The following is a 13,373-nucleotide window of genomic DNA, read 5'->3' as shown; positions in this document are numbered from 1 at the left end:
TATTTAGAGTCTTGTTTTGTTGTGGCGTTATTGTGATGAGACCACTATACGTTCAATAAAATGATAAGTAAGTCTAAATGAATTGAACAAACGTTAAGGAAAACTTAACGCTTGTTCAACTGATATGAATAAAGGGCTGGTTAACTAGCGTAATGATCCGCGAAGGTCAGAGACTGACTGTCGAAGCGTTTCACAAGAGGCTTGTTTAGGTGAAATCGGCTCGCCAGCTTCTATCTCTAGCTTAGTCCAGAAGCGAGTGGGTAACCCTTTGCAGGCACGGCCTTTGTAACGACTAAAGTAGCTACCCCATAATCCTTTAAGAGCCATAGGAATCACTGGGACAGGGGAACGTTTGATGATCAGCTCCATACCACGCATGAACTCAGCCATTTCGCCATCAGAGGTGAGCTTTCCTTCTGGGAAAATACACACGATGTGACCTTCATGCAGGGCACGCTCTACTTCTTTGAAAGCGTTTCGAATCGAGTTGCGGTTGGTCGCGGAGATTGGAATCACCCCAGCTCTTTTCAAGAAGCGTCGAATTGGCGGCAACTTGGTGTAATCCTCTTCCATCACAAAACGGATCAAGCGAGGGCAAACCGCACTCAGCAGCAGTGCATCCATATAACTCACATGGTTGCAGACAATCAACGCACCGCCCTTTTCTGGCAGGTGATGTAAGTTCTTATGTTTAACTCTGTACATGGTGTGAGTGACCACCCACGTAAAGAAGCGGAAAGCGTAGATAGGCACCTGATAAAACAGGTACAGCATCACCAAAGTGTTGCCCACTGCGAGCAAGATAAACAGCTGCGGAATTGAAAGATCTAGAACACTAAGGCAAACAATACCTAATACCGCACTTCCCACCATGAACAGTGAGTTGTAGATATTGAGCCCGGCAATCACTTGGGCACGCTCGTCGGGCTTGGCACGTAACTGCATCAGTGAATACAGAGGAACAATAAAGACACCGCCAGAGATACCCAGAAGCAGAAGGTAAGCAAACAGTGGCCACAGCTCTGAGTAGGTTACGAATTGATGGAAAGAACTAAAGTCAGGCAAAGACTCCGGGATGGATATCGCCATCAGAAGACCGAAGATCGAGATACCTAAGCTGCCCATTGGCACGATGCCGATTTCAATTCGGTGATTAGATAACTTATCGCAAGCTAAAGAGCCGATTGCAATGCCTACCGAGAATAGTGCCAGTAAAAAGGCGACGGAGCTTTCAGTGCCGTTTAGATGCAGTTTAGTGAAGTTGGGGAACTGAGTTAGGTAAGCCGCACCAAGGAACCAGAACCAGCTGATAGACATCAGAGCTTGAAAGGTCGGGCGATCTTTTTTGGCAATCGCAAGTGTCGCGCGGGTCAGTTTTACAGGTTGCCACTTTACTTTAAGATCTGGTGCATTACTTGGCGCATGTGGGATAAAGCAGCTTGATGCATAGCCAAGCACGGCGAACGAAACAATACACACCGCAGCAATGAGCTTCGCGCCTTCTTCAGATGCAATGATGCCTGCGCCTAGAGTACCAATCAGGATCGCTAAGAATGTACCTGTCTCGACGAGAGCGTTACCAGATACCAGTTCTTTTGTTTCTAACTGCTGTGGAAGCAGGGCGTATTTCACCGGACCAAAGAAAGCACTCTGCGTTCCCATAAGGAACAGGAGCAGAAGTAATATCCCGTAGCTTTCATAGATAAATCCGATCGCACCCAGTGACATGATCACCACTTCAAGGAGCTTAACTTTACGGATAAACCACGATTTTTCGTATTTATCAGCCAGTACACCGGCTAAAGCTGAGAATAGGAAGAAGGGCAGAATAAACAGGCCAGCGGCCAAATTAATGAATAGATTGCTGGAAATAGGCAGCGTGTCTACGCTTGCGAAAGCAACAAACAGTAACAGGACATTTTTGAATATGTTGTCGTTAAAGGCTCCTAGAAATTGGGTAATAAAGTAGGGTAGGAACCTTTTTTGCGTTAACAGCGAAGATTGGCTGCTGTTGTTCATTGTCTTTCCTTGGATGATTACCAGTTGGTTAAGTAGTTTGAGACTAGGTTATTGATCAACTCTTTACCATCGATTGGCTCAGCGGCGAAAAATTTATCATCAACGCTGAGTAGAGTAATTCCATGTACTCCAGACCATAATACACGGCTAGCTTTAACGACTTCGCTTTTAGTATGTTCAGGGGCAATAGCTATTAATAGTTGCTCTAGCATACCTGTCATTCTATCGATGCGGTTTGATTGCCATTCAGGAAGGTTTTCACCGTTCATGTTGTGCTCAAAGATAAGCTGCCAACGGTGAGGGTGTTTTTGTGCAAAATCGTGGTAACAGTATGCAAGGTTGAATAGAGCTTGTTGAGGGTTGCTCGATTGTTCAACCGCTGCAGCAGATTCTGACGCCAGTTCATCTAATGTTTGAGCGACCACATGTAATAGCAATAGGTTGTAGTTACCAAATACATTCACCAAGGTACTTGGAACGTAACCAATCATATTGGCGATTTTACGTAGACTTAACTCGTGATAAGAGTGCTCTTCTAAGAAGTCGGTCACCGTTTTTAAGGTTAATTGCACTAATTGTTCGCGAGTATGATCGTTTCGTCTTGCCATGGGTACTTTCTATTAAATGAACATCGTTCAATATTTTAATGCTGCCCCAGAGTGCCGTCAATCCCTTCGCTAGTTCAGTAATCAATTAATGGCCGCAATATTATGATACATGTGTAAACACGGTGAATATTTCATTGTTCTTTGTTAACGAGTATGATTAAGGTGTCGAAAGATAAAGAACCCTATAAAGGATAATAATGAAACGATTTTTCTCACTAGTCGCGATCCTGTTGGTAACAGTCGCGGTGACGCCAATCGCGGAAGCGAAAAAGTTTGGTGGTGGTAAGTCATTTGGCAAAAGCTTTAAAACGGCTCCAGCACCAAAACAACAAAACACGAATTCGATCCGTCAAGATCAAACAGGTAAGAACACAGCAGCTAACTCTAGCAAGAAAGGCCTTATGGGCGGTCTGCTAGGTGGTTTACTTGCTGGTGGTCTTTTAGCTGCATTCTTTGGTGGCGCATTTGAAGGTATCCAGTTCATGGATATTCTGATTATGGGTCTGATTGCTTTCCTAGCGTTTAAATTCCTACGCGGAATGTTGGGCGCGAAGCAGGGCTCAATGAATCAGCAGAATGCACGTGGCCAACAGCCAGCATTCGGCGGCATGGGTCAGAACAAGTTTGAACAACCTAAGCAACAACCAAATGTTCATAACTTCGAGCAAACACAACCTCAATCACAAGGCGCTGCTGGTGGTTTCGGTTTTGGTGCACAAAGCGATGTTCCACATAACTACCCACCGGGCTTTGATCAAGCGGCATTCATCAATGGTTCTCGTGAGCACTACCGTACACTGCAAGGTGCATGGAATCACAACGAGCTAAACACGATTGAAGAATACGTATCTCCAAGCCTATTTGAAGACCTAAAAGCTGAGCGTAATAAGCTAGACGGTGATCAGCACACAGACGTAATGTACGTTGATGCTGAAATCGTTCGCGCAGACCACGATGGTAGCAAAGCACAGCTAAGCCTTCAGTTTAGCGGTCGTTACCGTGACACAGCGGATGGCGTTGAAGAAGATATCACTGATATCTGGCACCTAGAGCGTGACCTAACAACTAACAATGCACCTTGGTTAATTGTTGGTATTCAAGGTTAATTCCAGGATTTAACTCAACATCAATAGGATGTAGTTATTCGGAATGACACCAAATAATAGAAAGCCCCTGCTGAGAAATCAGCAGGGGCTTTTTTGCGTCTAATGATATGTATCTTAGTTAAAGATTGGATTAACCTGAGACTAACTAACTAACTGATTTTATTTGGATGTAATGAGTAATGACAAAGTTCTTTGAACCCGTATTGGAGCCTGAGGTTACTTTGCAGCAGAAACAGATAATTGCGAACGAATGCGAAGAACATGTATCGACCCATTGTTTAGGCTACGCTGCTTATCTGGTTTGTGAGCGTCATGCTGAAGTATGGGATCACTGATGTTTGAATGATTTAGCTCGATTAGTTATTTGTAGTAGCGGGTTAGTGTTTAGGAAGTTGAGGGTTGTTTTAGAAGACACGTTTAGTAAGAGATAAAGCTCAGAAACGAAAAAAGCCAACTCAATGAGTTGGCTTTTCGATTTTCCAATTAAGGAGAATATGGTGGAGGGAGACGGATTCGAACCATCGAAGGCAGTGCCGGCAGATTTACAGTCTGCTCCCTTTGGCCACTCGGGAACCCCTCCAGGGTGTGTCTTACTTTTCACAAAGTAAGCCTAAATTGATGTTTTCCCATAAGCCCATCAATCAGGTTGTTCTCTTAACTCTTAAAAGAGGTAAGAAGAATATGGTGGAGGGAGACGGATTCGAACCATCGAAGGCAGTGCCGGCAGATTTACAGTCTGCTCCCTTTGGCCACTCGGGAACCCCTCCAGGGTGTTTTTCCTAACTCATAATGGATAGGCTAAAGAGATGTTTTTCCCAACGCATCTCTCAAGTGCGGAGCGCATCATAGCAAACACGTTAAACCTGTAAAGAGTTTTTCTTATGGTTTTGTGTTGAATGCTGCCTTTTTGGGCAAAGATGGCGAAAAGTACGCATATTGCTCGGGAAGTGAACATCTATACTAAGGTTTACGTAGTGATAGGTAACACCTTGAGGTAACTCGCTTTCTACATTGTGTTTGGTTTGTGCAATTCGCCAAGAAACGTAAATGGAATTTAATCTAGATTTACACTTCTTGACGTTACAGCATTCATCAGTTGATAGAATACGGTTAATTTCATTTATAGATATTAATACCAATCGTAGTAAATAACATGTCATCCTAGCCTGTTAAAATGCTCGAGAACAGCGTCAGAAATTTTGATTGTAGAATAACTACTTATCGAAACTATCTGTTGAAAAGAGCTACCTTGTTCTCAAGCCTTTTCCCTACGCTATTTCTGACCACTTACTCACTGTGATTGGTATAAACCTTACTTGCAGACCATTATTATGAAGCATAAATCTGTTTTAACCCTGCTTAGCTTGTCTATTCTTATGGCGTCTCCAGCCGCACTAGCTAAACGCATGGGCCCTAGCACTGTCACTGTTGTTACTGAGCAAGTTGATATTCACCAAGTTAGCCAATCTCTTTCTTTGGTAGGTAAGTTAGAAGCAGAACAATCTGTGATCATTACCTCTGAAGTAGCGGGCAGAGTTGACTCTATCAACATCAAAGCCAATCAAGATGTCACCAAAGGGCAGATGTTGGTTCAATTAGATGACGACAAAGCAAAAGCAGCAGTTGCAGAAGCGCAAGCGTATTTAAAAGACGAGAAACGTAAGCTAGCGGAATTCCAACGACTAGTGAAACGTAATGCGATTACGCAAACTGAAATTGACGCTCAGAAAACGAACGTAGAGATCGCCAATGCTCGCCTAGCTGCCGCCAATGCCAATCTTAAAGACTTACACATCAGCGCGCCTTTCTCTGGCACGGTCGGTTTTATCGACTTTAGCCGCGGAAAAATGGTGACAGCAGGTACTGAGCTTGTGACTTTAGATGATTTGTCTGTGATGCAGTTAGATCTTCAAATTCCTGAGCGTTACCTTTCTAAGCTGTCTAAAGGCATGACAGTGACGGCTCGCACCAGTGCGTGGGGCGAGACTCAGTTCACTGGCACAGTGGTAGGCATTGATTCTCGTATTAATGCTGAAACCTTGAACCTTCGAGTTCGAATCCACTTTGACAACAATAATGATTACCTAAAGCCGGGCATGCTAGTGGCAGCTGATATGGATTTCCCTCCTGTAGAAGCGCCGATTATCCCAGTTCAAGCGCTTGAGTATTCTGGTACTAAGCGTTTCGTCTATGTTATTGGCGAAGATAACAAAGCGACTCGTACCGAAGTGTTCTTGGGTGCGCGTATCGATAACGAAGTTGTGATCGACAAGGGCATCGAGATTGGCCAGAAGATCGTGGTGCAAGGTATCGTAAACATGCGTGACGGAGTCTTGGTTCAAGAGCTTGCCGTTAATCGCCCAGCTAAACTTGATGAAAATACAGCAGCACAAGAAGGCGCTAACTAATGTTGTTATCTGATGTTTCTGTAAAGAGACCAGTAGCGGCCGTCGTATTGAGCCTACTATTGGTTGTGTTTGGTATTGTCTCTTTCAATAAGCTCGCAGTTCGTGAGATGCCAGATATTGAAAGCCCGGTGGTATCGATCAGTACTCGCTATGAAGGTGCGTCTGCCACCATCATTGAAAGCCAAATAACCTCCAATCTTGAAGACCAGTTATCCGGAATCAGTGGTATCGATGAGATCGAATCCACAACGCGTAACGGTATGTCGCGTATCACGATTACTTTTGAGCTTGGTTACGACCTCAACACCGGTGTGAGTGATGTTCGTGACGCCGTAGCTCGTGCGCAGCGTTCATTGCCCGATGAAGCCGACGACCCAATTGTTTACAAGAACAATGGTAGTGGTGAAGCCTCGGTCTACATCAACTTAAGTTCGACAGAGATGGACCGAACGCAGTTAACCGACTACACCGAACGTGTGTTGATTGACCGCTTTAGTTTGATTTCTGGCGTGAGCTCGGTGGATATCTCAGGTGGCTTGTACAAAGTAATGTACGTCAAGCTGAAACCTGCGCAGATGGCGGGTCGTGGTGTTACTACCTCCGACATCACATCTGCGTTGAACAGTGAGAACATTGAAAGCCCGGGTGGTGAAGTACGTAACGATGCGATTGTGATGTCGGTTCGTACTGCTCGTTCTTACACTGAAGCTGAAGATTTCGAATACCTAGTCGTTAAACGTGCCTCTGATAACACACCTATCTACTTGAAAGACGTAGCGGATGTTTACATTGGCGCAGAAAACGAGAACTCGACCTTTAAGAGTGACGGCGTTGTTAACGTAAGTATGGGTATCGTGCCTCAGTCAGATGCGAACCCACTTGAGGTGGCTGACTTAGTCCATAAAGAAGTCGAAGCAATTCAAAAGTTCTTGCCAGACGGTACTCGTTTAGCTGTCGATTATGACTCAACAGTCTTTATTGACCGTTCAATCTCAGAGGTATACAGCACACTCTTTATCACGGGTGGCTTGGTTATCCTTGTGCTTTACATCTTTATTGGTCAAGCACGTGCAACACTTATTCCAGCGGTAACCGTACCTGTATCTCTGATCTCGTCGTTTATTGCCGCGTACTACTTCGGTTTCTCCATCAACCTGATTACCCTGATGGCACTTATCCTGTCGATTGGTTTGGTGGTCGATGATGCGATCGTGGTGGTTGAGAACATTTTCCACCATATCGAACGTGGTGAGTCACCGCTGCTTGCTGCCTATAAAGGTACTCGTGAAGTAGGCTTCGCGGTAATCGCAACAACGCTTGTATTGGTAATGGTATTCCTACCAATCTCGTTCATGGACGGCATGGTTGGCCTATTGTTTACCGAGTTTTCTGTATTGCTTGCGATGTCGGTGATCTTCTCGTCGCTAGTCGCATTAACGCTAACGCCAGTGCTAGGCAGTAAGATCCTTAAAGCGAACGTTAAACCAAACCGTTTCAATTTGTTTGTCGAGCGCGTATTTGGCAAGCTTGAGTCTGGATACCGCGCGGTATTGCGCCGTGCTCTTAACTGGCGTTGGGCCGCTCCAATCATCATTATCGCGTGTATGGGCGGTAGTTATGGCTTGATGCAACAAGTGCCGTCGCAACTGACGCCACAAGAAGACCGTGGTGTTATATTTGCGTTTGTTCGTGGTGCCGATGCAACCAGTTACAACCGTATGTCTGCCAACATGGACATCGTTGAAGAACGCTTAATGCCATTGCTTGGTCAGGGCTTCTTGAAGTCATTCAGTATTCAATCACCAGCGTTTGGTGGTAATGCGGGTGACCAAACGGGCTTCGTAATCATGATCCTAGAAGACTGGGATGAGCGTGACGTTACCGCACAAGAAGCGTTGAACGAAGTTCGTAAATCGTTGAACGGCATTCCAGATGTGCGTGTATTCCCGTTCATGCCGGGCTTCAAAGGTGGTTCAAGTGAGCCTGTTCAATTCGTACTTGGCGGTTCTGATTACTCTGAACTTCAGAAGTGGGCAGAGCTCTTAAAGCAAGCGGCTGAAGATTCTCCAATGATGGAAGGCGCGGACATCGATTACTCTGAGAAAACACCAGAGCTATTGGTAACCGTAGATAAGCAGCGTGCAGCAGAGCTAGGTGTTAGCGTTTCAGACATTTCAGATACGTTAGAAATCATGCTTGGCGGCCGCAGTGAAACGACCTTCGTTGACCGTGGTGAAGAGTACGACGTGTATCTGCGTGGTGATGAAAACAGCTTCAACAACGCGAACGATCTAAGCCAAATCTACATGCGAACTCAGTCTGGTGAGCTGGTTACACTTGATACGCTGACGCACATTGAAGAAGTGGCTTCATCGATTCGTTTGTCGCACTACAACAAGCAGAAATCGGTGACCATTAAAGCGAACCTAATGGAAGGTTACACGCTGGGTGACGCGCTCGATTTCCTTGATGAACAAGCGATTGAACAGCTACCGGGTGATATTTCAGTGAGCTACTCTGGCGAGTCAAAAGACTTTAAAGAGAACCAATCAAGTATCCTAGTGGTGTTTGCGCTAGCGATGCTGGTCGCATACTTAGTACTGGCCGCGCAGTTTGAAAGCTTCATTAACCCGCTGGTGGTGATGTTCACCGTACCTATGGGTATCTTCGGTGGCTTCTTAGGCTTGGTGCTGATGAGTCAAGGGCTCAACGTCTACAGCCAGATTGGTATGATCATGTTGATCGGTATGGTAACCAAAAACGGTATCTTGATCGTAGAGTTTGCTAACCAACTTCGTGACCGTGGTATTGAGTTTGAAAAGGCGATCATTGATGCTTCTGCTCGACGCTTACGTCCAATCATGATGACGGCATTCACGACGCTGGCTGGTGCAATTCCATTGATTACTTCAACGGGCGCAGGCTATGAAAGCCGAGTGGCTGTGGGTACGGTTATCTTCTTCGGTATGGGCTTCGCGACATTGGTTACTCTGTTCGTAATTCCTGCGATGTACCGACTGATTTCAGGATCAACACGCTCTCCGGGTCACGTGGAAGCGGAACTTAATAAAGAGCTTAGCCATGACAACGTGGGAAGAACCAGTCACGGTTAATGAACACGCACGATTAATGAACACGGAATAGTGTAACAATATTGAAAAGCCTGCGTTTGCTCCTAGCGAATTGCAGGCTTTTTTTGTATAACAAACAGAGCTCAACGAATTAATACAATAAATCGAATAAAGGAAAGTAAAGTGGCTGAATTTAAATACAAAGATCTTTCTCAAGAAGAACAAGATAAGCTGGATGCAGCAACCTTTCGTCGCCTGCTAGCACACCTAGATAACAATAAAGATGTGCAGAACATCGATCTGATGATCTTGGCTGGCTTCTGCCGAAACTGTTTCAGTAAATGGTACAAAGCGGAAGCAGAGCAACAAGGCTTAGACTTGGATATCGATGACGCTCGTGAGCGTGTATACGGCATGACTTACGATGAGTGGAAACAAAACCATCAACCAAAAGCGACGCCTGAACAACTCGCGGCATTTGAAGCGAAGCAGAAGCCAGAGTAATTTGTTCTCGTTAGTGGCTGACTAATAGAATGAATAAACAAAAAGAGCCCATCAAGGGCTCTTTTCTATTTCGAACTATCGGTTTTGAACTTAAGCCAACTCACCCGTTTGCGAGAAAGCTTCTAACTTCGCTGCATAAGGTTGTAGGTCTCCGATATTCAGATTTACCCACTCGTCATTGAAGTAAGTGTCTAGGTAACGCTCACCACTGTCACACAGTAAAGTCACGATAGAACCTTTTTCTCCACGTGCTTTCATTTCACTGGCTAATTGAAGCACACCGTACATGTTAGTCCCGGTTGATGCGCCGACCTTGCGACCAAGAATGTCAGATAACCAATGTGTCGTTGCGATACTTGCTGCGTCTGGGATTTTACGCATTTCGTCAACCACACCAGGAATGAAGCTTGGTTCTGCTCGTGGGCGACCAATGCCTTCAATCTTGCTGAATGTACTACCTTTCACGTTCGCATTGCCTGTTTGGAAGTATTCGTGGAATACAGAGTTTTCAGGGTCCACAACACAAAGCTTAGTTTCATGTTGTTGGTAGCGAATGAAACGGCCAATCGTCGCTGAAGTACCGCCAGTACCTGGGCTCATTACTACCCAAGCCGGAACTGGGTGATCTTCCATCTGCATTTGATTGAAAATCGAGTTCGCGATGTTGTTGTTACCACGCCAGTCGGTTGCGCGCTCAGCGTAAGTAAATTGATCCATGTAGTGACCATTCAATTCTTCTGCTAAACGGCGAGACTCATCGTAAATTTCATCTGAGCGGTCCACAAGATGCGCTTGGCCGCCGTAGAATTCAATTTGCTCGATCTTTTTCTTCGCTGTGCATTTTGGCATTACCGCGATAAATGGAAGGCCAAGTAGGCGAGCGAAGTAAGCTTCAGACACCGCAGTACTGCCCGATGAAGATTCAATGATTGTTGTTTCTGGGCCAACCCAACCGTTACAGATAGCGTATAAGAACAGAGAACGCGCTAAACGGTGCTTTAAAGAGCCTGTAGGGTGTGTGCTTTCATCTTTAAGGTAAACATCAATGCCTTCGATACTTGGTAGATCGAGCTTGATAAGGTGCGTATCCGCTGAGCGTTGGTAGTCCGCTTCAATTTTACGAATCGCGTTGTTAATCCATTGATGGTCAGTGCACATAAGCGTTCTCCTGATCGAGTGTAGGAATTCTTTGTAATTGGTATGGTTCTAATTTATCTATAATCGGAGAGAAAAACTTTGCCATATTTGCTTTGTTTTGCTTAAATTGTGGAAAATTATTCTCTTTAAATGGGATTTGGTGAAAGTGTGATAGATGCCGTAGATAAAAAAATATTAGGGTTACTGCAAGAAGACAGCACCCTGTCATTGAACGATATTTCTGAAGCGGTCAATCTCACTACAACGCCTTGTTGGAAAAGGCTTAAGCGCCTCGAAGAGAACGGCATTATTGAGAAAAGAGTTGCACTGCTGAACCCGGAAAAACTGGATCTTTCCTTTACTGCGTTCGTATTGGTGAAAACCAGTGATCATTCTCATGAGTGGTATGGTCGTTTTGTGAATACTGTGTCGGAATTTCCAGAAGTGATGGAGTTCTATCGCATGGCTGGCGAATATGATTATATGATGAAGGTTCAGGTTAAAGACATGAAGTGCTTTGATGATTTCTATAAGCGCTTGGTGAATAGCATTGATGGTATCTCTAATGTGACCTCGACGTTTGCGATGGAACCATTGAAGTACACGACAGCATTGCCGCTTTAAGCTGCGCCTAGTAATAGAATAACTATCGCTTTAGTTTAACTATCTTCTCAGTTTAGATCTCGTCTCTGCGATAAAGAAAAGGATTATTCATGTTTGCAAAAGTATCTACCGCTATCCAGCTGGTACTGGCGGTCGCCATTTTTTACTTGGGTTACACCATCTACTCATTGACTAATAAAGTCGGTGAAATCGTTGATACTTACCCGCAAGTTATCGAAGACATATCGGGCCTCACCAAAGGGCTCAAAGTAGAAGAGCTATTAGCGCTTGCAGAACATGTCAGCGATCTTGCTCCTCAGGTGTTAAACACTGTCGAAGAAGTTAGAAAGACGATCGATGATGTGAATCAAACCGTAGCCTCGGTCGACAACAAAATCCCTGCGATATTAGATGAAGTGAAAAATGTTCGAACGGAAGTCGAGCAGGTAAGAACCGATGTTATTCCACCAACATTAACTGAATTAAAGAGATACCGCGTAGACGTAATGCCACCAATGCTCGCTGAAAGTAAGTCTTACCGCGAACAGACTATTCCTGTCATCGTCACGGAATCTGAAATGCTACGAGCGGAAGTCCCAGGTATTTTGGCACAAGCTAATTTGTTAGCTGATAAGAGTAAGGAACTCGCTCAGGGAGCCGCTGAGGGCGCGGTGAAAGGCGTAGTGTTATCGCCATTTAACCTTCTACGAGACGCAGGTGATGGCATTAAAACGCGAGTTCAAGGCGAGTTTGAGCCAACGTTAGAAGTTGAGTAGGTTTTATTGATTTTTGCGTGACGAGTTTTCTTAAGCGTGATTAAAGAAAGAGGCTAGGTATTAAACTTAGCCTCTTTTTGTTTGTGCGTATTTGGGGCTTGTAAGAAGCGTTTATCCGCTATTTATTTGAGTGCTATTTAGTAAAACGCATCACACCTTCTTGTACTGCTGTCGCTACCAGCTCACCTTTCTGGTTGAAGATCTCGCCGCGCACTAGGCCGCGAGTGTTCGCTGCCGTTGGGCTTTCAATCGCATAAAGCAGCCATTCGTCCATTTTGAATGGGCGGTGGAACCAGATTGAGTGGTCAATCGTCGCCACTTGAAAATTTGGCGTCATGATAGAGACTTCATGTGGGTGAAGCGCCGTCACTAAGAATCCCCAATCCGATGCGTAGGCAAGCAGGTATTGGTGGATCAAGTGGTTGTCTGGCATCGCGCCATTCGCTCTTACCCAAAGGTATTGTTTCGCTTCCGTCTTCTTAGGTTTCAGTGGGTTTACCACCGTCACCGGACGCATCTCAATCGGCTTTTCGCCACAGAAGGTTTTGCGCAGTTTCTCTGGTAAGAATTCCGCAATGTGGCTCGCTAATTCAGTTTCTGAGGCAAAGTTCTCTGGTCCCGGAATATCAGGCATTGAAATCTGGTGCTCAAACCCTGGCGCATCGCCATGATAAGAAGCAGTGAGATAGAAAATAGGGCGGCCATTTTGAATCGCTTTTACACGGCGTGTGCTAAAGCTGCGTCCATCTCGTAGGTTCTCAACATCGTAAATGATTGGCTTTTCAGGATCGCCGGGAAACAGAAAATAACTGTGGAACGAGTGAACACTACGGTCGTCTTGAACGGTATAACGAGCAGCAGAAAGCGCTTGTCCCAATACCTGACCGCCGTATACCTGTGGTAGGCCTAGGTTCTCACTTTGCCCACGGAATAAACCTTCTTCCAGTTTTTCTAGCTGAAGTAAACTTAGTAATTCTTGTAAAGGTTGACTCATCGCCAGCATTCCTCTTCGTAAAATGGGTGTCAGATTATGGTGTTAATCATTTAGCTTAGTCAGATATCTGTCAATAAATCATAGGGTTTCAAGACAGAATATGAAAGCTCTCTTATAATTGGTGAGTAGATTTGCCGAGTCCGGCAA

At 45.0% G+C, this 13,373-nt stretch carries 11 protein-coding genes and 2 tRNA genes; 7 read left to right on the top strand and 6 right to left on the bottom strand.

The window, feature by feature from the left end:
- Positions 1–144: 144 nt before the first annotated feature.
- A complete protein-coding gene (locus tag AB4161_RS00600) occupies positions 145–2,019 on the bottom strand; it encodes an MFS transporter (RefSeq protein WP_372082534.1) in 1,875 nt (624 codons plus the stop codon).
- A gap of 17 nt (positions 2,020–2,036) precedes the next feature.
- Positions 2,037–2,627 carry a TetR/AcrR family transcriptional regulator gene (locus AB4161_RS00595; protein ID WP_017071712.1) on the bottom strand — a complete coding sequence of 197 codons (591 nt, stop codon included), beginning with the start codon at positions 2,625–2,627 and terminating at the stop codon, positions 2,037–2,039.
- A 197-nt stretch (positions 2,628–2,824) separates the two neighbouring features.
- On the opposite strand from AB4161_RS00595, the gene AB4161_RS00590 reads away from it, so the two are divergent.
- Both AB4161_RS00590 and AB4161_RS00585 read left to right on the top strand, forming a co-directional pair.
- Positions 2,825–3,733, top strand: a complete 909-nt coding sequence (locus tag AB4161_RS00590) for a Tim44 domain-containing protein (RefSeq protein WP_017068945.1) — start codon at positions 2,825–2,827, stop codon at positions 3,731–3,733.
- 179 nt (positions 3,734–3,912) lie between these two features.
- Positions 3,913–4,068 carry a hypothetical protein gene (locus AB4161_RS00585; protein ID WP_372082533.1) on the top strand — a complete coding sequence of 52 codons (156 nt, stop codon included), beginning with the start codon at positions 3,913–3,915 and terminating at the stop codon, positions 4,066–4,068.
- Positions 4,069–4,228: 160 nt separating this feature from the next.
- Here the strand turns inward: AB4161_RS00585 and AB4161_RS00580 are convergent.
- Together AB4161_RS00580 and AB4161_RS00575 are read right to left on the bottom strand one after the other, a co-directional pair.
- Positions 4,229–4,313: transfer RNA gene (locus tag AB4161_RS00580), tRNA-Tyr, on the bottom strand.
- A gap of 102 nt (positions 4,314–4,415) precedes the next feature.
- Positions 4,416–4,500 (bottom strand) — tRNA-Tyr (locus AB4161_RS00575).
- A gap of 564 nt (positions 4,501–5,064) precedes the next feature.
- On the opposite strand from AB4161_RS00575, the gene AB4161_RS00570 reads away from it, so the two are divergent.
- The 3 genes from AB4161_RS00570 to AB4161_RS00560 all read left to right on the top strand — a co-directional run bounded on the left by AB4161_RS00570 (position 5,065) and on the right by AB4161_RS00560 (position 9,716).
- Positions 5,065–6,141 carry an efflux RND transporter periplasmic adaptor subunit gene (locus AB4161_RS00570; RefSeq protein WP_029406216.1) on the top strand — a complete coding sequence of 359 codons (1,077 nt, stop codon included), beginning with the start codon at positions 5,065–5,067 and terminating at the stop codon, positions 6,139–6,141.
- Positions 6,141–9,254: a vibriobactin export RND transporter permease subunit VexH gene (gene vexH, locus AB4161_RS00565; RefSeq protein ID WP_017062023.1), complete on the top strand. Its 3,114-nt coding sequence runs from the start codon at positions 6,141–6,143 to the stop codon at positions 9,252–9,254. The genes AB4161_RS00570 and vexH overlap by 1 nt, the downstream gene beginning before the upstream one ends.
- A 141-nt stretch (positions 9,255–9,395) precedes the next feature.
- Positions 9,396–9,716, top strand: coding sequence for a DUF1244 domain-containing protein (locus AB4161_RS00560; protein WP_004736423.1), 321 nt, complete (start codon positions 9,396–9,398; stop codon positions 9,714–9,716).
- A 90-nt stretch (positions 9,717–9,806) separates the two neighbouring features.
- Here AB4161_RS00560 and AB4161_RS00555 read toward each other — a convergent pair whose 3' ends face one another.
- On the bottom strand, positions 9,807–10,874 hold the full coding sequence (locus AB4161_RS00555; RefSeq protein WP_017064069.1) for a PLP-dependent cysteine synthase family protein: 1,068 nt from the start codon (positions 10,872–10,874) through the stop codon (positions 9,807–9,809).
- 129 nt (positions 10,875–11,003) lie between these two features.
- On the opposite strand from AB4161_RS00555, the gene AB4161_RS00550 reads away from it, so the two are divergent.
- Both AB4161_RS00550 and AB4161_RS00545 read left to right on the top strand, forming a co-directional pair.
- Positions 11,004–11,477 carry an Lrp/AsnC family transcriptional regulator gene (locus AB4161_RS00550; RefSeq protein WP_017067310.1) on the top strand — a complete coding sequence of 158 codons (474 nt, stop codon included), beginning with the start codon at positions 11,004–11,006 and terminating at the stop codon, positions 11,475–11,477.
- A gap of 89 nt (positions 11,478–11,566) precedes the next feature.
- Positions 11,567–12,232, top strand: coding sequence for a hypothetical protein (locus AB4161_RS00545; protein ID WP_017070264.1), 666 nt, complete (start codon positions 11,567–11,569; stop codon positions 12,230–12,232).
- Between the two features lie 133 nt (positions 12,233–12,365).
- Here the strand turns inward: AB4161_RS00545 and tesB are convergent, their stop codons facing one another.
- Complete coding sequence (tesB, locus tag AB4161_RS00540; RefSeq protein WP_029235187.1) at positions 12,366–13,226, bottom strand: acyl-CoA thioesterase II; 861 nt, start codon at positions 13,224–13,226, stop codon at positions 12,366–12,368.
- Between the last annotated feature and the right edge of the window lie 147 nt (positions 13,227–13,373).

Origin of the sequence: Vibrio sp. 10N.286.51.E5, from assembly GCF_041469125.1 — a bacterium.
In the GTDB taxonomy this organism is placed as follows: domain Bacteria; phylum Pseudomonadota; class Gammaproteobacteria; order Enterobacterales; family Vibrionaceae; genus Vibrio; species Vibrio crassostreae_C.
This window is presented reverse-complemented; position numbering and strand designations above follow the sequence as displayed.